General features: G+C 61.8%; 20 protein-coding genes. 10 read left to right on the top strand and 10 right to left on the bottom strand.

All coding sequences use genetic code 11. The features are described 5' to 3' along the window. Positions 1-130: 130 nt before the first annotated feature. The 3 genes from AC1RQI_RS09780 to AC1RQI_RS09770 are packed head-to-tail and all read right to left on the bottom strand — an operon-like array spanning position 131 to position 1,319. Positions 131-388, bottom strand: a complete 258-nt coding sequence (locus tag AC1RQI_RS09780) for a DUF488 family protein (RefSeq protein ID WP_481904612.1) — start codon at positions 386-388, stop codon at positions 131-133. Positions 389-435: 47 nt separating this feature from the next. Further along, on the bottom strand, positions 436-936 hold the full coding sequence (locus tag AC1RQI_RS09775) for an NlpC/P60 family protein (RefSeq protein WP_481904611.1): 501 nt from the start codon (positions 934-936) through the stop codon (positions 436-438). Positions 937-995: 59 nt separating this feature from the next. Continuing rightward, positions 996-1,319 (bottom strand): antibiotic biosynthesis monooxygenase family protein, encoded by a 324-nt coding sequence (locus AC1RQI_RS09770; protein WP_481904610.1) that lies wholly within the window; start codon positions 1,317-1,319, stop codon positions 996-998. 129 nt (positions 1,320-1,448) lie between these two features. Between AC1RQI_RS09770 and AC1RQI_RS09765 the strand changes: the two genes are divergently transcribed. The 4 genes from AC1RQI_RS09765 to AC1RQI_RS09750 all read left to right on the top strand — a co-directional run bounded on the left by AC1RQI_RS09765 (position 1,449) and on the right by AC1RQI_RS09750 (position 4,286). Next, complete coding sequence (locus AC1RQI_RS09765) at positions 1,449-1,943, top strand: cyclin-dependent kinase inhibitor 3 family protein (RefSeq protein WP_481904609.1); 495 nt, start codon at positions 1,449-1,451, stop codon at positions 1,941-1,943. 114 nt (positions 1,944-2,057) lie between these two features. Further along, positions 2,058-2,687 (top strand): SatD family protein, encoded by a 630-nt coding sequence (locus AC1RQI_RS09760; RefSeq protein ID WP_481904608.1) that lies wholly within the window; start codon positions 2,058-2,060, stop codon positions 2,685-2,687. 12 nt (positions 2,688-2,699) lie between these two features. Further along, a complete protein-coding gene (locus tag AC1RQI_RS09755) occupies positions 2,700-3,392 on the top strand; it encodes a hypothetical protein (RefSeq protein ID WP_481904607.1) in 693 nt (230 codons plus the stop codon). A gap of 24 nt (positions 3,393-3,416) precedes the next feature. Next, positions 3,417-4,286, top strand: a complete 870-nt coding sequence (locus AC1RQI_RS09750) for an alpha/beta fold hydrolase (RefSeq protein WP_481904606.1) — start codon at positions 3,417-3,419, stop codon at positions 4,284-4,286. A 4-nt stretch (positions 4,287-4,290) separates the two neighbouring features. On the opposite strand, the gene AC1RQI_RS09745 is transcribed toward AC1RQI_RS09750, so the two are convergent. After that, on the bottom strand, positions 4,291-4,800 hold the full coding sequence (locus tag AC1RQI_RS09745; protein WP_416633911.1) for a retropepsin-like aspartic protease family protein: 510 nt from the start codon (positions 4,798-4,800) through the stop codon (positions 4,291-4,293). Then, on the bottom strand, positions 4,793-5,560 hold the full coding sequence (gene cysZ / locus AC1RQI_RS09740) for a sulfate transporter CysZ (RefSeq protein ID WP_481904605.1): 768 nt from the start codon (positions 5,558-5,560) through the stop codon (positions 4,793-4,795). The genes AC1RQI_RS09745 and cysZ overlap by 8 nt, the downstream gene beginning before the upstream one ends. Positions 5,561-5,682: 122 nt before the next feature. Between cysZ and AC1RQI_RS09735 the strand changes: the two genes are divergently transcribed. Continuing rightward, positions 5,683-6,357: a GNAT family N-acetyltransferase gene (locus AC1RQI_RS09735; protein ID WP_481904604.1), complete on the top strand. Its 675-nt coding sequence runs from the start codon at positions 5,683-5,685 to the stop codon at positions 6,355-6,357. A 153-nt stretch (positions 6,358-6,510) separates the two neighbouring features. Further along, positions 6,511-7,791, top strand: coding sequence for a hypothetical protein (locus AC1RQI_RS09730; RefSeq protein ID WP_481904603.1), 1,281 nt, complete (start codon positions 6,511-6,513; stop codon positions 7,789-7,791). Positions 7,792-7,814: 23 nt separating this feature from the next. On the opposite strand, the gene AC1RQI_RS09725 is transcribed toward AC1RQI_RS09730, so the two are convergent. After that, the gene (locus AC1RQI_RS09725; protein ID WP_481904602.1) at positions 7,815-9,299 is read right to left on the bottom strand and encodes a rhomboid family intramembrane serine protease; all 1,485 of its coding nucleotides are present in this window, start codon (positions 9,297-9,299) and stop codon (positions 7,815-7,817) included. A gap of 155 nt (positions 9,300-9,454) precedes the next feature. Between AC1RQI_RS09725 and AC1RQI_RS09720 the strand changes: the two genes are divergently transcribed. Next, entirely contained in the window at positions 9,455-10,135 is a 681-nt protein-coding gene (locus AC1RQI_RS09720) for a type 1 glutamine amidotransferase domain-containing protein (protein ID WP_481904601.1), read from the top strand. Positions 10,136-10,159: 24 nt separating this feature from the next. Here AC1RQI_RS09720 and bamE read toward each other — a convergent pair whose 3' ends face one another. Continuing rightward, positions 10,160-10,471, bottom strand: a complete 312-nt coding sequence (gene bamE / locus AC1RQI_RS09715) for an outer membrane protein assembly factor BamE domain-containing protein (protein WP_481904600.1) — start codon at positions 10,469-10,471, stop codon at positions 10,160-10,162. Positions 10,472-10,829: 358 nt separating this feature from the next. Here bamE and AC1RQI_RS09710 point away from each other — a divergent pair, with 358 nt between their 5' ends. From AC1RQI_RS09710 to AC1RQI_RS09700, 3 genes are all read left to right on the top strand, one after another. Next, a complete protein-coding gene (locus tag AC1RQI_RS09710) occupies positions 10,830-11,261 on the top strand; it encodes a hypothetical protein (RefSeq protein WP_481904599.1) in 432 nt (143 codons plus the stop codon). Positions 11,262-11,401: 140 nt separating this feature from the next. Continuing rightward, on the top strand, positions 11,402-13,075 hold the full coding sequence (locus AC1RQI_RS09705; RefSeq protein WP_481904598.1) for a GGDEF domain-containing protein: 1,674 nt from the start codon (positions 11,402-11,404) through the stop codon (positions 13,073-13,075). Then, a complete protein-coding gene (locus tag AC1RQI_RS09700) occupies positions 13,062-13,706 on the top strand; it encodes a class II aldolase/adducin family protein (protein ID WP_416633900.1) in 645 nt (214 codons plus the stop codon). Before AC1RQI_RS09705 ends, AC1RQI_RS09700 begins: the two co-directional genes overlap by 14 nt. Positions 13,707-13,721: 15 nt before the next feature. Here AC1RQI_RS09700 and AC1RQI_RS09695 read toward each other — a convergent pair whose 3' ends face one another. From AC1RQI_RS09695 to AC1RQI_RS09685, 3 genes are read right to left on the bottom strand one after another with little or no spacing between them, the layout of a single operon-like run. Continuing rightward, entirely contained in the window at positions 13,722-14,771 is a 1,050-nt protein-coding gene (locus tag AC1RQI_RS09695) for a proline racemase family protein (RefSeq protein WP_481904597.1), read from the bottom strand. Further along, a complete protein-coding gene (locus AC1RQI_RS09690; RefSeq protein WP_481904596.1) occupies positions 14,768-15,931 on the bottom strand; it encodes an alcohol dehydrogenase catalytic domain-containing protein in 1,164 nt (387 codons plus the stop codon). Before AC1RQI_RS09690 ends, AC1RQI_RS09695 begins: the two co-directional genes overlap by 4 nt. 1 nt (position 15,932) lies before the next feature. After that, on the bottom strand, positions 15,933-18,170 hold the full coding sequence (locus AC1RQI_RS09685; protein WP_481904595.1) for an NADP-dependent isocitrate dehydrogenase: 2,238 nt from the start codon (positions 18,168-18,170) through the stop codon (positions 15,933-15,935). Positions 18,171-18,243 lie beyond the last annotated feature (73 nt).

Genomic DNA, 18,243 nt, shown 5'->3' with positions numbered 1-18,243 from the left:
CATCAATTGGTCAGGATGGTCTATCAGCAGCTGCATCGGTTGCAGAAATTGCCGCAGCTTCTGAAGTCATTTTTTCAGCACCCCGAACTGGCTTATATCTCCGACTAATGTTCGGCTACTTTATTTCGGATTAGTAGCACTGGTGGAACGTCACCGTATCGCCTGCCTTGGCCGCATCCCGGGCCGCCTGGGGCGCACCCAGTACTGGCCAGCTCTCATAGGCAATTCCGTACTCGGCCAGGGCGGGCCCAAGATGCTTATAGGCAAAGGCCCGGCGGCGGGAATGGGGCTGGGCCCTCACGTCGATCAGACGGGTAACACCGGCCTCCCGGAGGACGTCCGCCAGGGCCGGGAGGCTGTTTTTTTCATAGCCAATCGTAAACAGCATGCGATCCCCAATGCGCCTTTATGGGACGGGACTGGATGCCGGGTCCATCATTCCGCGCCAACCCGGCGCGACTGCCAATAGTTTGAAGCCCAGTAGGGATTATCAAGATCCGACGTGGTGACGCCCTCGGAAGAGGAGGCGTGCAGGAAGCGGGCGTCCCCGGTATAGATGCCGACATGGCGACTCTTATAGCCGGTCCTGAAAAAAACCAGATCTCCCGGGCGCAGCTGGCCACGGCTGACGGGGTCCCCGACGCTGACCTGGCGCCGGGTGGTGCGCGGCAACTCATGGCCCAAGCGGGCAAGGAAGGTGCGGTAGACGAACCCGGAGCAATCCACGCCCTTCTGGCTCATACCGCCCATCTGGTGAGGGGTGCCTTGCCACGCCTCATACTGGTCCAGGAGGATGCTCTGGACCGCCTGCTGATCCGTCAGGTCCACCGCACTATCACGTCGTTTTACGGCGGGAGATTCCTTCAGGGCGCCCCCCGGGCTGGTACAGCCCACCAAGGCAAGCAGTGCGACCCCGCACAGAAACTGTCGAATCATCGGCCCGTTTGATCCTTGAATGATCCCTCCATGCTAGCCATGTTCACAATGGTAGCAAGTTACGATTCACCGTCCCCCGGCGGCATCACCACCCACTCCGGTTCATGGAAGGCTCCAACCGGACGGATATCACACAGATGGGAAGCCCCCTGGATGATCGCCCCTACCCTGGGATCCTGATCCGCCTCCATCGCGTCCCGATCTTCCTTGCTGTCCCACTCAGCAATGGCGACCAGCACCTTGGGATCGTCCACTTTCCGGTGCAGCGCTGTCCCCCGGGCCCCGGGCGCCTGCTGGATAATCTCACTGGCCCGGACCCAAGCCTCTGCATATTCCTCGGCCGTATAACCCTCGCGGATGTGCACCTCGAAAAGGTATTTCATAGCGCCTCCCTCCCGTGATCTCTTCACATAGCCCAAGACTAGGCCCATTATTGGACTATGTCGCTGTCCTGGCTGGAACCCTTGCCCATTGACGTCGTTCGCGCCCCGCATTCGCAGGGGCGGATCGGTATGAGCTATTGCCCGGGCCGCTTCCTGCAGGGGTGGGGGCTGATGGGTGGCCAGCGGGACCTGGAGGCGGACCTGGCGCGCATCCGCCGCTGGGGCGCCCGGGCCATGGTAACCCTGGTCCAGGAATCCGAACTAAAGACACTGGGTGTACCGCATCTGGCGGACGCCGCGCCCGCCCCCCATTTTCACTGGTTTCACGCCCCCATACGGGATTTCAGCGCCCCCGGCAGCGCCTTCGAGCTGGCTTGGGCCGAGGCGGGGCCAGTTCTCCGGGAGCGGCTGCGTAATGGCGATGACGTGCTGCTGCACTGCCGCGCCGGGCTGGGCCGAACAGGGACAGTGGCCGCCCGGCTTCTGGTTGAGTTCGGAGACGACCCGGAAACCGCCATTGCGAGGGTACGCCGCGCCCGGCAGGGTACCGTGGAAAACGCGGAGCAGGTCGAATACGTGCACCGTCTTGGCGAGCACCAGGGCCTGGCCTGGCGCAGTGCATGAACCGTCGTTTGAACGAGCACTCCGGCTTACCCACGCCCAAAAAACCATATTGGTTTAATAGACCAAACTAACCTGATACGGTTTAATGAGCGTGCACCCACTGGAGCTGGCTCCATGAACCACCTGGTGATGATTGCCGACATCATCGGCTCCCGGCAACTGGCAAACCGTGGCCAGGTCCAGGCCTTTCTGGAAGCCGAACTGCACACCCTCAGCGCGGACCGCAGCCAGCTGGCCTCCCCCTACACCATCACACTGGGGGATGAATTCCAGGCTGTGTTCAACAGCGCCAACCGGGCCTTTCCGGATATCCTGGCCATCCTGAGAGCATTGCACCCGGTGGGGCTCCGCTTTGCCCTTGGCATCGGCCCGCTTGCCACCCCCATTAACCCGGAACAAGCCATTGGCATGGACGGTCCCGCTTTTTATCGGGCCAGGGACCTGCTGGCAGCCATGAAAAAAGATAAACGCACCATAGCCATCGCCGGTCTCCCGGCTGACGATGGCCTGCAGGACAGCGCCCTGGGCCTGCTGGACCAGCAGATCCGCAAATGGCAGCCCAACCGGCTCGATATCCTGCGGTTCCTTTTACAGGACAGCGAGGTGGACACCATCGCGGCCAACCTCGACATCACGGAACAGAGCGTGTACAAGAACATCCGCGAGGGCGGACTGGACCATGCCATCCAGCTGATCCAGGCCCTGACCCAGCGTATGAATGCCGCTCTCGCCCACATGGACTGAAACGGAGTTCCCATGGCCGTTCTCATCTTCCTCAATGCCTGGCTGCTGACCCGCCTCTGGTTCACTTTCCGTGACGAGGCTCTGCCCACGGGCGAATGGGCTGCCCTGGCGCTGATCCAGGTTATCCTGGTTGGTGTGCTGACGCCGGATCTCCCGACCCTTGCGTTTGTTGCCATGGCACCCGGGACCCTGATGCTGTCCGAGGCCGTGGCGCCAAGGGAGCGACTCAACGAGGCCCGCCTGGCCGGCACCGTACTGATGGGCCTCACGGCCCTGGCCGCCGTGCATTACGGCGCCCCAACCACCTGGCTGATGAGCACTTCTCAACTCCAGGCCCTGCGCCCGGCCCTGCTCACACTGCTGGGCTTCCTCATGGTCGCCAATGAGACCAACCTAGCCATCCGCGCCCTTCTCCACCGATTCCAGATGGAACCCAGAAAGACCCAGGGAGAGGACGCCGATACCCTGGATGACCGCGAGTATAATGCCGGGCGGGTCATCGGTATGCTGGAACGCTGGCTCATCTATCTCGTCGTCATCTTCGCCCAGAACTACAACGTCATCGCGCTCATCCTGGCGGCCAAGGGCTTTGCCCGGTTCCGCCAGCTCGAGGAGCGCGAATTCGCAGAATACGTGCTTATTGGAACCCTGGCCTCACTGCTGTTTACCGTTGTGATCGGCCAGGCCATCCTGTATTGGCTCTGATTCAAGCTTCCAGGGAGGTGCCCCATGCCGCTGAGCCCCGCAACAACCCTTGATACCCCGCGTGGCCGCTTCACCTGGCGCCAGGGAGGCGACTCCGCCGGCGTACCGGTGGTCATGATCCACGGCTGGCCCGAAAGCTCGCTGTGCTGGGAGGCAGTCAGCGACCAGCTGAAGCCCGGTTTGCAGGTTGTGGCCCCCGACCTGAGAGGCCTTGGTGACAGCGAGCGCACCGAGGGCGCGGAACACTACCGCAAGCAGCATCTGGCCCAGGATGTCATCACCATGCTGGATGCTCTCGGCATCGAACGGTTCCAGCTGGTGGGACACGACTGGGGCGGCGTGGTGGCTCAGGAGATTGCGCTCGCGGCGCCAGAACGCGTGCCGCGCATGGCGATCCTGAATATCGCCATCATCAACAACCTGCGAGGCAACCAGGAGGTGATCGAGAAAGTCCGGCACGCCGGGGGCGCCCAGTACTGGTACCAGCACTTCATGCAGACCAGGGATCTACCCGAAGCCATGATCCCGGGAGCGGAACGCGAATGGCTGGGCTACTTCCTCAGACTCGCCAACCGCGAGCCCTTCCCGGAAGCCGCTTTCAACGAATACGTGCGCACCTTCCGGATACCAGGCACGCCCCACACCAGCGCCAACTACTACCGCACTTTCCAGGACGATGCCAAGCGCTGGGCCACCCTGGCCGACCATGTCTGGCCCATGCCCGGGCTCTACATCTACGGTAACCAGGACCATGTCATCCTGCCGGAATACCTCAACCACATTGAGGATTGCTTTGAGGCCATTACCGTGCGTGAGGTGGAAGCCGGGCATTTTCTCCAGGAGGAAAAGCCGGAGGCGGTCGCCGAGCACCTGAACGGGTTCCTGGTCTCCTGAGCTGTCAGCGAACGGCTCGCTTGAGGGTGAGAACGCCGTCTTGCTGGGAAAAATCCACCTGCCCCAGGGCACTCATCCCCAACAGCGCCATCCCGTCGTCCATGGAGGGACTGATGGTAGCGGGCACGTTGCGAAACCGCATATCCCCCAGCCGAAGCTCCGGAATGGTGGTGCGCCAGACGGTGACCGTGCCAGCGGCGGTCCGCGCCTTGCCGCGGACTTCACGCTCCAGGCCAGCGCGTTGGGCAATCGCGTCCGAAACGGCCACCCGGGTCGCGCCGGTGTCCAGCATAAAGGTCACCTCGGCCCCATTAATGGCGCCACTGGCCACGTAATGGCCCTGCCGGTTGGCTTCCAGTTCGATAGCCTGGACGCCATTCACCATCTCGGTCACGGGTTCCTGGTTCGGATTCCTCTGGCGCTCCATGATGCCGCCAAAAAACCAGGTGGCACCCCCGATCAACACCAGCCAGAAGGCGCCAAAATACAATAGATAACGGGTTTCTCTAGGCATGCCTGCGCGGCTCCTCCCGGTCACCCTGGGAAACCTCGCGCACCCAGTACACCGTTGCGCCACAGACCGCTGCTGGCACCAGGACCAGGTTGACCAGCGGCACCATGGCCAGCACCGCCACGGGTATGCCAAAGCCCAGCGCCACCAGGGGTTTTTCCGCCACACGCCGGCGGAAACCATCAAAGGACACGCGGTGGTTGTCCGCCGGGTAATCCACGTACTGCAGCACCATCATCCAGCTGTTGAACAGGAACCAGAGCACTGCCGCCACCAGATTCACCACCGGTATCAAGCCCAGCACCAACAGGACCAGTGCCCTTGGCAGGTAATAGAGCATCTTTCGAACTTCCCGGAACAGGGCCCGTGGGATCTCCTTGAAAACCTGGAGCCAGCCTTCATCGGGCGTCAACGCTTCCCCGGCGATGTCCTTCTCCACCAGTTCCGAAAGGTACGCATAGAACGGTGAACCGATCAGGTTCGCCAGCATCACGAAGCCGTAGGCCAGCAGCAAAAGGATCACCACGCCATACAGGATCCAGAACACCCATTCCAGTGCCTGGAGCCAGTCCCAATCGGGCAGCCATCCCATGGCCGCTTCCACCATGACCGCGTAGCCCTCGCCCAGGAGCCAGATCAGGACCGCAAACACCACGATGTTCAGGATTAGCGGCAGCACCACAAGCAGCCGCAATCCCGGCTGGCGAATAAGCCGAAAGCCCTCGCCCAGATAGCCCATCCCGCGCAACGGATTGCCTTTCACGTTTCGCTCCCTCGATGCTGATTCGTTGGCCCAAAGCCTATCATGCTGCAATGGCCCCGCGCCGCCCTGTGCAGCACGGCAATCGCCAGCCATAATGCCTGTAATACGGCCTAAGTGAGGTGATGATGAGCGAGCAAGACGACCCCCGCCACAGCCCCGGCACCGTCCGTGAACCCGCCATGCGCCGCAGCGGTTGCGGCTTCCGGTATGAGCCGGAGGCGCTGAGTGGCGGTGTGGACTTCTCCCGGGCTCACGAGCTGCTCGGGGAAACCAGTGAACGGATCCTGCGCGATGCCACGCCGCAGGACGCCGAGGCCATTGCCCAAAGGGTGAACAGTGCCTACCGCGGCGACCCCAGCCGTAAGGGCTGGACCACGGAAGCCGACCTGCTCGGTGGCCAGCGCACCGATACCGCCATGATCCAGTCCCTGCTGGCACAATCGCTGTTCCGGCTGGCGTGGGAGGGCGACACCCTCGTTGGCACCCAACAGATTGAGCACCTTGACGCAACGACCGCGGAACTCGGCATGCTGGCCGTTGCCCCTGAGCGCCAGGGTGCTGGGTTGGGCCGACGCCTTGTTAATGACGCGGTGGCAGTCGCGCAGTCACGCTTCAGCTGCGGCACGCTACGCATCCGCGTGCTTCATCAACGAACGGAACTGCTTCGCTGGTACGAATCCCTGGGCTTCCAGCAAACCGGTGAGACCTCGCCTTTTCCCACCTCCGAGCGTTTTGGCGAGCCCAAGGTCAACGACCTGTGGTTCCTCATTCTGGAAAAGCCACTCGGCCCCCTTTGAGGGACGCGTAACGACTCCAGAATCGGCAAGGCGGTTCGATGAGTTTGCCGTTCAGGGGCACACCCTCTATCTTATATCCCCATACCGTGAGCATCCGGACTGCTCCCGGAACACGGAACTTTCCAAAAAACCATGAACGTCCACGGAGGATCCATGAGTTCAATTGCCAGGGACAAGGACCAGGCTCCCCCCGTATGGGAACGCCTGCCCCAGATCTTCGGCTACCCTTTCAAACCCGCCTGCCTGACGACGCTCGGGCTAACCGCCATCCTGTTCGCTTTTGGCACCATGGTGCCGCTGCTTGGCCTGCTCCTGGCTCTCGCGGCCTGGGTGGTGCTCTACAAGTTTGCCTATGACGTCCTGGAAGCCACGGGCCGTGGCTGGATGGACCCGCCCCAGATCCAGCGCAGCGGCAACAGCTGGGTGCTGGTCAAGACCTTCGGCCTGTTTGTGCTGCTGGCATTGGCGCTCTTCGGCATCATTGTTGTCACGGGCTCGCTGGCGCTGGTGGGAGCTGCCGCCCTTTTCATGGTGCTGGCACTGCCTGCCGCCATCATCACCCTTGCCATGAGCAACAGCCTTCTGGCGGCACTGAACCCTGCAACCTGGGTCAGCATCATGCGTTTGGTGGGCCTGCCCTACTTCATCGCCTCATTGCTGCTGTTCATGCTTTCCATCAGCCAGGGCATGGCAGAATCCCTGGTGGCCCATATTGTCGGGCCCAACGTGCTGGGTCAGATCGGGGTCTTCCTGGTGGGCGGTTACTTCCTGATTGCCTCCTTCCATCTGATGGGTTATCTCGTTTACCAGAACCACGACAAACTGGGAGTGGAGCAGGAAGTTACCGCCGCTGACCGGGCCCAGGCCGCCAACCCGGAACTGACGCCCCTGCTTCAGGAGGTGGAAGGGCTGGTGACCGAGGGCAACGTTGACGACGCCATTAGCCGGCTCCAGCACGAACTACGCCAGAACGGACTGAAACCGGAAGAGCACGAGCGTTACCGCAAGCTCCTTCGCCTGCAGAGCCGAACGGACGAATTGCTCGAACACTCCCGGAACTATATTTCGATCCTGCTCTATGGGCTGGAACAGCCCAAGAAGGCCATGAGCATCGCCGAAGAGGCGCTGCGCGTGGATGCCAGCTTCCAGCCCGAAGACCCCAAACAGGTGCGTGACCTGGCCCGGCTTGCCGACCAGTACAATCATCCAGAGCTGGTCATCCGGCTGACCAGTCTATTCGGCAAGTACCACCCGAAGCACCCGCATCTGCCGGAGAACTACTACCTGGGCGCCAAAGCCCTGTTCGAGAGCCGCGGTGACGAACAGAAGGCGTTGAGAATCCTCCGCCAGCTCCAGAAACACTTCCCCAACCACGAACTCCGGGAGCAGGTGGATGAATTGGCCGAGAAGGCGGAACGCATCGCCGCCAACTGACCCGTGCTACCGCTACCCCGGCCTCAGCTCTGGAGCTGGCGGAGCGCCCGCATCAGCGCTGGATCACTGGTAAGCGCCTGGACCGCGTCCATGTAGGGCTGGGCCGCCTCCGCCTGGCCCTGGCGCCGCAGCTGCTGCGCGGCAAGCAGGCAGGCCCTGGGGAGGGCCTCAGGGGGCTGGTGCAACCGCATCAAGCGGTCCAGGAGCAATCGGCCTTCCTCAAGAGCTTCCCATCGCAGCAGCCGGCAACACAGGTCCGCGGCCTGGCTGGCTGAAAGTTTCGGGTTGGTACGCTGGCGATAATCCACGAAGGTCTCGATCACCAGCGCGCGCTCCTGCGCTGTTTCACCCGGCAGCGCCAGGACACGTCGGGCGGCATCATGCAGGTCCGGATCGTCCTTCTGGATCTTGCAGGCGTGGTACCAACTCCTCAGCAACCCCGGATCGTCCGGGTTACGCTCCAGCAGTGGCCGAAGCCGGTGTTTGGCACGGGCCACGTTCAGGGCAGCCAGATCCTGCTGCGCCGCCTCCAGCGCCTCCCGGTCGTCTTCACGCCGGGACTCCTCCTTCAGGAAGTCATCCCGCTGCCAACCAAACGCCCGCACACCCGCTGCGATCAACGCTCCGGTCACAATACCACCAGCGTGGGCCTCATAAGCCACGTTGCTGCCCTCCGCAGTCAGGAACTGCAACAGCTCCCAGCCAAGCCATACAGGCAGCAGCACAATCGCCGGCGCACGCACGTAATCGAAATAGACCCAGACCCAGTAGAAAAAGCGCACCTGGAGCCGCCCGTAAAGCACCGTGAACAACCCCATGAGCCCAGCAATGGCGCCAGAAGCCCCCAGCATTCCCGTGGGCGTTCCCCAATGCACCGCCAGTGACAGCGCCGATCCGCCAACCCCGGCGATGAGATAAGCAATGAGGAACAGCCCCGCTCCCAACGCCCCTTCCACGAGAACCCCCAGTAACAGCAGGAACACCATATTGCCCACAAGGTGGCCCATCCCGCCATGGAGAAACATGTGCGTGACACCGTTAACCGGTTCCAGTTGATCGTAGTGCAGCATATACCGGCGCGTGACGCTCTGGTCCATGAGCCGCTCGAACTCGGCGCGCTTTGACTGCCAGTCGGCGTAGCGCTCACCATCCGGATCAATAATGTCCCCGGATCTGAGCGCCGCAAGGAAATCCGGGTGAGAGGCAACCAGCTGGGACCGGGCCAGAGCGATACGCTTGGCACTCCCTTCCTCCACCTTTGCGGCCTGATCGAGGCGCTCCATACGCTTGCGGAAGTCTGTTTCATACCCGGGAACAAACTCGTCGAGCCAGTTCCACTCCCGTTCTTCCAGGCCACTGTTGTGATAAAACGTGGCGGCTTCCCGCATGACCTGGTTGTCACCACCTTGAAAAACCACGAACACGACACCATTGAGAAGCACGAGCATCAGCGTTACGAGTGGGAAGTTCTGCCTGGAAATGGCTTTGTGAAGGGGAATGATCAACATGGAAAGCGTCCTTTTGGGTGCCGTGTTCCTCTGGACCTCGGTCCGGGATCAAGCATAACGCATCGCCCGCCCGCATCCAGCCCCGGATTCCCGCTAACGGACCCCAAGGATCACGCCACCGTGGCCCAAACGAAATACTTAGACAGGAGGCTCCTATGAAGATCCTCATGGTGCTGACCTCGCACAGCGAGATGGGCAATACCGGCCATAGAACCGGCTTCTGGCTGGAAGAGTTCACTGCCCCCTACTACGCCTTCCGGGATGCCGGGGCTGAGATCACCCTGGCCAGCCCGGCTGGCGGACAGCCGCCGGTGGACCCGAACAGCGAGACGGAGGATGCCCAGACAGAAACCACCCGTCGCTTTCACGCTGACGAAGAAGCCAAAGCCACTCTTGCCAATACCCGGCAACTCTCGAAAGTCCGGGCGGACGCATTCGACGCCGTTTTCTACCCCGGCGGCCACGGACCACTCTGGGATCTGGCGGAAAACACGGACAGCATCGATCTCCTCGAAAATGCCGCTCAGCAGAATAGGCTCATTGGCGCGGTCTGCCACGCTCCCGGCGTTTTCCGGCATGTGAAAGGGCCAAACGGGGAACCACTGGTCAAGGGCCGGGAGGTCACCGGCTTCACCAATTCGGAAGAGGAAGCGGTTGGTCTGACCCATGTGGTGCCCTTCCTGGTTGAGGACATGCTGGAAGCCAAGGGCGCGGATTACCGCTGCGGGGAAGACTGGAGTTCTTTCGTGGTGCGCGACGGCAGGCTCGTCACCGGCCAGAACCCTGCCTCGTCCGAGGAAACCGCCAAAGCGGTACTGAACACCCTGAGACAGTAACGGGCCCTGAGGGCCCGCTCTGGGTCACTGAGTGGTGTTGTAGACGTAGGAATCGACGGTGCCGTCATCCCTGAAGCGCACCACCAGATCCGTGGTCTCCGCATCGCGGAAGGCGGACCAACGATACCTGGCATAGGTCCAGGTCCGCTTGCCATCCTCCAGACCGGTACGCCACGGATCACCGAACATCGCCTCAATCTCTGAACGGGTAGTCTCGCCCACCTTGATCTCTTCCACCTTGTGAGTTGGAAATTCCTGACCCACGCTGGCACACCCGGCGGCGACAACGATCATCCCCGCCAGAAGCACGCCTGCAAACTGTTTGCCTGTATTCATCACGCTGCTCCGTCTCTTCGATACACCCTCATCCTACGCAGAGCCACGCCGGGCTGAAAGGTATCCCTGATTGCCTGTTCTTCACCCCTTCGCCCCTTGCCTTAGCGTCGCTCGTCGCCTACATTGGAGGCGTTCCGCAGCGAGGGGAACACCGGTGAGAATCCGGGGCTGTCGCGCAACGGTATGGTGGTCAACCCACTAAGCCCGATTACCTCAGCGGAACGGAGACTGGAGCCTTCGCGTCAAGGGTGAAAGGTCGGAAAGGGCACCGGGATACCCCCGTATGGATGCCCCAACCCTCCGTTTCTAAGCCGCGTTGGCTTCTCCAATGACCCTTTGAAAAACCAAGGAGAAGCCTGTGTTGGAAGCAACGACCCAATCCAATGCCATCCATACCGACGCCATCCATGCCGATGCTGAAGACAGCGGCCTGGATACCCTCATCCTGCAAAGCCGGCTGACACGCGGGGCCCAGCGCCTGCTGGAAGCCATGGGCGTGCGCATTGAACCGGTGCAGTGGTACGAAGTGGCCGGTCCCCCCGTCTACAGACTGGCATGCGCGCAACGCCACCCTGTCATCCATTGGCTGCCGCCAGAGGAAACCGACGTGCTGATGGCGGAACTGCGCAGCGAAGAGGATGACCCACGCACGCCGGACTGGGCCCACGACCTGTTGCGCCGCCAGCGGGCGGGCACACTGCTTGATATGGACGGCGGTATCGAGTTCGGGGACAGCGGTATCGACGCTGGTCTGGTTTTGCATGACCTGCTCCGCCACCCCGGATCCTGAGGCCACAGGACACAGCCAAGCCCCTATTTTACATCAGTTCACAAAGTTGTCGGCCATGGTCACACTCTGTAATCGGTTCTGACAGTCGGTCAGCGTAGTCTGGTTACAGACCCAAACCCAACCATCAGGGAGGTTTGGCCATGGTCATGTCCGGTAGACAGCGAGCCCAATCCTCCCGCAACCTGATGTGGGTAGGCTTGGGCTCTATCGTGATGCTGCTGGTTCTGGCACTTGGCGCCGCCATGGCCCTGATTGAATTCAAGACCGGCGTTCGTGCCTATGTGACAGGCGAGAGCCTCTGGTCCAAGGGGCGCCAGGCTGGCGTCTACCACCTGAACCGCTACATTGAAACCGCCCAGCCAAGCCACCTGGACCGGGCCGACGAAGGCTTGGCTACCCCACTTGCCTACCGCGAAGCACGCGAGGCAGTAACGGATACGCCCATGGACGCCGCCCGCGCAACCCGCTATTTCCAGAAAGCGGGCAGCCACGCCGCGGACATCCCCCGTCTCATCCGCCTTTACGATTATATGGGCCATTCAAGCCTGTTCCACTCCCCGCTCCAGGCATGGCGCAACACGGATCCACACATCGAGCGTCTGGCCGAAATGGTGGACCTGCTGTCGGAGAATGACCTTAGTGAGTCCGAACGACAGAGCTTCGTGGAAGAAATTGACCGCCTCAACCGGAAGCTGGTGGCCCTTGAATCCACTTTCCTGTCGGACCTGGGCCGGATCGACCGGAGTCTGAACCGGTTGCTTCTGATCGCTGTCATCACGGTTCTTGCGCTTGCTGGCGTGCTGGTGACAATCCTGTTCCTGACCATCGCGGGACGCATGGCTCGCACCGAAAGCGAACTCCGCGCCACGCTGGAGCAGGCGACCGTCGGCATGGCCCGGATTTCATTGTCTGGCGCCATACGCACGGCCAACCGCCGCTTTGCCCAGACCCTCGGCTACCCTCAGGAGGAGCTCGAAGGCATGCAGCTGGATCAGCTGCTGTTGCTCAATGAAGGGGGAACACCACTGGACCTCCCCAGCCTGCGGCACAAGATCGTGCGCAACGGCACCTGGACCCTCACGGGCGATGAGCCCTGGACGCAGGAAGACGGCACCCCGCTATGGCTGGAGTTCACATTCAGCGCTGTCCGCGACCACCGGGGCCGTATTACGGACTACGTCGTGGTGGTGGACGACATTTCCCGTCACCGCAGCCAGGTGGAAAGACTGAGCTACGAGGCCAGCCACGACGCTCTGACGGGCGCTATCAACCGCCGGGAATTTCTCAACCGGCTGTCCATGTTCCTTGAAAATGCCCGCTTCGAAAAAAGCCGTCACGCCCTTTGCTTCATGGACCTGGACTGCTTCAAGGCCATCAACGACACCCATGGCCACCAGGCCGGCGATGACTGTCTGGTGCAGCTTTGCCAGATCATCCGTTCCCAGTTGCGCAAAGGGGATGTGCTGGCACGCCTGGGCGGTGATGAGTTTGCGCTGATCCTGACCTACTGCCCGGAGGATGTGGCGGAACGCCTTGCCGAAGACCTCCGCCAGCGTATTGCCGCCTTCAGGTTCCAGTCCGGCGACATCAGCTTCAGCCTCAGCACTTCCATCGGTATCACCGAGATCCGCGGTTATCACCTCGACCCGGAATCCGTGATAGAGGCCGCCGACCACGCGTGCTATGGGGCCAAGGAAAAAGGCCGCGATCATGTCTACCTGCTCAGGCTGGAAAACCCAGAAACTCAAAAAGCGCCAACAACACTTGATCGTGACCGCCCATCCAGCGACAGTGTGGCCCATGACTCTGGATGACCAACTTGCAACAACCGCACGGCAAATGAACGCCACCGGCTTGAATCAGGGCCGCTCAGGCAACCTGAGCGCGCGTTGCGGTGACGGAATGCTGATCACCGCCTCCGGATGCCATTTTGACGGGATCACGCCGAAGCATCTGGTGGAAGTAGAGCTGGACGGCAACTGGCGGGGGGCGCTGAAGCCCTCCAGCGAAGCCACCTTCCACGCTGCCATCTATCGCCAGCGCCCGGATGCCGGTGCCGTCATCCACGTGCATTCGCCGTGGGCCATGACACTGGCCTGCCTGCACCGACCCATTCCAGCCTTCCACTACATGGTGGCTGTTGCCGGTGGCATGGATATTCCCTGCGTCCCCTACGCCACATTCGGAACCCAAGCCCTGGCGGAGCACGTCGCCTCAGGCCTGAGCGAACGCGATGCCTGCCTGATGGCCAACCATGGCCAGATCGCGCTCGCGGATACACCTGAGGCGGCACTGGAGCTGGCCCAGGAAGTGGAGCACCTGGCGCGCTGCTACGGGCAGCTTCTGGCGCTGGGCGAACCGGTTCTGTTGGATGACGCGCAGATGCGCGACGTGCTGGAGCGGTTCACAAGCTATCGCCGTAACGCCCAGACAACCGGAACCTGACCACCCCGCAACGCCTCAGCCGTCACCGCCGTGGCCCACGCCAACAATATGCTGCAGCCCAGAGCACTCAACCAGCGGATCGTCGCAGTTGACCACGATGTCCGAATGGGCCAGCGCATAGGCCTTGCCGGTGATGGTATTTTCCACCACCTGGTGTGGGCCTTCTTCGCGGGTGCCGGTGACATTACCGATAAAGCCCGTATCCCGCAGTGAGATGGTCTCCAGCCGGTCCCCCGGCTTGATGCGCCCCTCGTAATGCATCAACGCCAGGCGCGCCGACGTGCCGGTACCCGTGGTACTGCGGCAGATCACCCCCGGGTGGACGTAGGTGGTGGAACGTGAGCGATAGAAATTATCCGCCACCTGCTCCACCGGACCCATGAAATGGAGAAAGGGCAATGGCCCTACATCGCCAAGGGTGTAGTGGGAGAAGCCGCGTTCCGCCTGGATCGCGTCAACAATGCGATGGGCGCAATCAGACAACGCGTCCTCTTCGTCCCGGGTCAGGTCGAAGCCCAGCTCGGTGGCGTCCACCAGCGCATAGAACCCGCCGCTGTAGGCCACACTGTAAGTGACATTCCCCAGTGACGGCACATGGATGGTATGCCTGTAGCTGTCCACGTAACTGGGCAGCCCCTCGCAGGTAATGGCCTCAACCACGCCATTGTCCACTTGGGCCTCCACCTCCACCAGACCGGCAGGGGCTTCCAGCTGGAAACGCTGGCGGCCCTCCTGCTTGGACACGATGCCCTGCTCCAGAACGGCCGTGGCCGTACAGATGGTGTTGGAGCCGGAGTAGATGGGGTAACCCATGACTTCCATGATGATATAGCCGGCAACGGCCTGCGGGTCCGTGGGCGGGACCAGCAGATCCACGGACATCTCCGGGATCCCGTAGGGCTCGGACAGCAGCAGCTTGCGCAGCCCGTCGGCATCACGCTGGAGGTATTCCATCTGCTCGCGCACCGTCGCTCCCGGCAGCGAGCCAATGCCCCCAGTCACGATCCGGCTCACGTCCCCGCCGGCGTGGGTATCCATCAAACGCAGGCTCAGGTCATTGCTCATGGAGCAACCTCAATGGCAAAGGGAGCCCCCTGCTGGTCCCACTGGCTGTCGGGCACGATGACGATCTTGCCCAGATAATCATTACCCCGATTGACGAAGTATTGCTCCGCCTCACGCAGCCGGGACAGGGGAACAGCACCGTGCAAAACGGGTCTGAGCTGGCCGCCCCGGATCCAGCCCACCAGCTGTTCAGCTTCCTCCCGGGTGCCATGGGACACCCCGAAGAGCTGGACCTGATAGAGATAGATCCGAGTCCAGAGCACCTCACTGACATTGCCGGCACTGGCGCCAGCGATGCTGAGTCTTGGGTAGGTGCTGCGCCGCGTCATGTCCGTGATCATGGTGTCGATGAACCGGTCGGTCATGTCGCCCCCCGCCAGGTCCATGACCGCGTCGATGGGCTCGCCACCGGTCGCGGCCATCACCTTGTCCGTGAAACCGTCCATATCCGATCGGTCCAGCACCGCCTCGGCGCCGAGTTCTTTGAGCGCCCGGGCCTTGGACTGCTGACTGAGCGCGTATGGAACTGCCCCCAGGATGCGGCAGAGCTGAATCAGCGCCGTGCCGACACCACCGCTGGCACCGGTTACCAGAACCCGTTCACCAGCGGTTACGCCAGCCACGTTCAACATATGCAGGGCCGTCTGGTATGAGCACATGCCCAGAGAAGCGAGTTCGGCGTCCGCGAGCTCCGGATTGTCCACCCGGTGGAACTGCTCTGACGGCACCGCAATGTACTCGGCAAAACCGCCATCGGCGCCGTGGCCGTAGTAGTCCGGCGTGAGGTTGATGGTGCGGCGGCCATCCGGATAGAGATTGAAATCCAGAAGACCGCGCTCACCAACGCGGCTATCATCCACTCCCTCACCCACGGCCACAACACGACCAGCCACATCGGCCCCCTGGATACGGGGGAAGGTAAGCGTCGGCTCACCGCCCATGGCAAAGGAGGTCACCTCCCCCTTGTCACTGGTCGGGTACAGGCCCTCACGGGCCTTGCGATCCGTGTTGTTCTTCGCCGTGGCGCTGACCCTGACCAGCACCTCGCCCGGCCCGGGGCGAGGTGTGGCTACATCCGTGCGGTACTGCAACTGATCCACGCCACCGTGGGCCATAAGCTGCATGGCCACCATGGTCTCAGGGACGAACGCTTCGCTCATATCATTCCACGAACTCGTCAATGATGGCATTGAGGGTTTCACTCGGGCGCATGGCCTGCTTGATCTTCTGCGCGTCTGGATAATAGTAGCCGCCAATATCCACGGACTGCCCCTGGATATCGATCAACTCCTGCAGGATCTGGTCTGCATTGTCTTCCAGCTTCTTCGACATTTTCTGGAAGTGAGCCTTCAGGTCCTGATCCTCATCCTGATTCGCCAGTTCCTCGGCCCAGTAGCGTGCCAGCCAGACATGGCTGCCGCGGTTATCCAGCTCTCCGGATTTGCGCGAGGGCGAGCGGTCTTCCTCCAGGAACCGGGCCGTCGCCTGGTCCAGGGTCTTCGACAGAACCGCGGCACGCGGATTCTCCTGCTTCTCACCCATGTGCTCAAGCGACACCATCATGGCCATGAACTCGCCCATGGAGTCCCAGCGCAGGTGATCCTCCTCCAGGAACTGCTGCACATGGCGCGGCGCAGAGCCGCCAGCGCCGGTCTCGAACAGGCCCCCGCCCTTGAGCAGCGGTACCACCGAGAGCATCTTGGCACTGGTGCCCAGCTCAATGATCGGGAACAGGTCCGTGAGGTAGTCCCGCAGCACGTTGCCGGTTACTGAGATGGTGTCCTTGCCACGGATCATGCGTTCCAGTGTCCAGCGCATGGCCTGGTCGTAGCCCATGATACGGATATCAAGGTCCTCGGTATCGTGCTCCTTGAGATAGTGCTGGACCTTGTTAATGAGCTGCGCGTCGTGGGCCCGTTCCGGATCCAGCCAGAACACCGCCGGCATGCCGCTGTGGCGCGAGCGCTCCACTGCCAGGCGGACCCAGTCGCGCACCGGCTCGTCCTTGGTCTGGCACATCCGCCAGATGTCGCCCTTTTCCACGTGGTGCTCGAACACGGTGTTGCCGTCGTCATCCACCACCCGAACGATGCCGTCTTCCGGCAGTTCAAAGGTCTTGTCGTGGGAACCGTATTCCTCCGCCTGCTGTGCCATCAGCCCAACGTTGGGCACGGTGCCGATGGTGCTGGGATCAAACGCATCGTGGTGCTTACAGAAGTTGATCACTTCCTGATAGATGGTGGCGTAGGTGCTCTCGGGGATGATCGCCTTGGTATCCTTGAGCTTGCCATCCGTGCCCCACATCTTGCCGCCATCACGGATCATGGCCGGCATGGAGGCGTCCACGATCACGTCACTGGGCGTATGCAGGTTGGAGATGCCCCGGTCGGAGTCCACCATCGCCATTTCCGGACGGTTGATGAAGCAGTCCCGGATGTCCTCCTCGATCTCGGAGCGCTCGGAGAAGGAGAGGTCCGAGATTTTCTGGTAGAGGTGGCTCATGCCGTTGTTTGGGTTCACCCCGATGCGCTCAAACAGCTCCTTGTGCTTTTCGAACACATCCTTGAAATAGACGGTCACGGCGTGACCGAACACGATGGGGTGTGACACCTTCATCATGGTCGCCTTCACGTGCAGCGAGAACAGCAGCCCCGCACGGCGCGCGCCCTCAATCTCTTCTTCCAGGAACTGGCGAAGCTCGCGCACGCTCATGAACATGCCATCGATGACCTCGCCGTCCAGCACCGGCACGCTGTCCTTCAGGACCGTGGTCTGGCCACTCTCTTTGCCCTCCAGCTGGATACGGACGCTGCCGGCCTTGTCCATGGTGGTGGACTGCTCGCTGTGGTAGAAGTCGCCCTTGCGCATGTGCGCCACGTGGGTGCGCGAGGCCTGACTCCACTTGCCCATGCGGTGGGGGTGTTTCTTGGCGTATTCTTTAACCGCGTTCGAGGCCCTGCGATCGGAGTTGCCCTGGCGCAGAACCGGGTTCACATTGCTCCCGAGCACCTTCGCATAGCGGTCCTTAAGGGCTTTCTCATCATCGGTCTGCGGGTTCTCCGGGTATTCCGGAAGCGGATAACCCTTATCCTGCAGCTCCTTGATGGCCGCCCGGAGCTGCGGCACGGACGCACTGATGTTCGGTGTCTTGATGATGTTGGCATCCGGGTGCTGGGTCAGTTCGCCGAGCTGGGCCAGATAGTCGGGCTCCTGCTTGTCTTCGGGGAGATAGTCGGGGAACTGGGCAAGGATACGGGATGCGAGGGAAATGTCGGCGGATTCAACCTTGATGCCAGCGGGCGAGACAAAGGCCCTGACAATCGGCAGAAAGGAGTAGGTAGCCAGTGCTGGGGCTTCGTCCGTCTCGGTATAGGTAATGGTTGGCTGTTTGTCTGTCATGAGTGCCTCTATCCTTCAGCGTTGTGGCGGGAGGCCATCAAGCGCCTCCCGTTTGTAAATGCCACCGGGCGGC

The sequence above is a fragment of the Salicola sp. AFF1 genome, assembly GCF_056783195.1.
The sequence above is the reverse complement of the archived record's forward strand: the minus strand, read 5'-3'. Positions and strand labels throughout refer to the sequence as shown.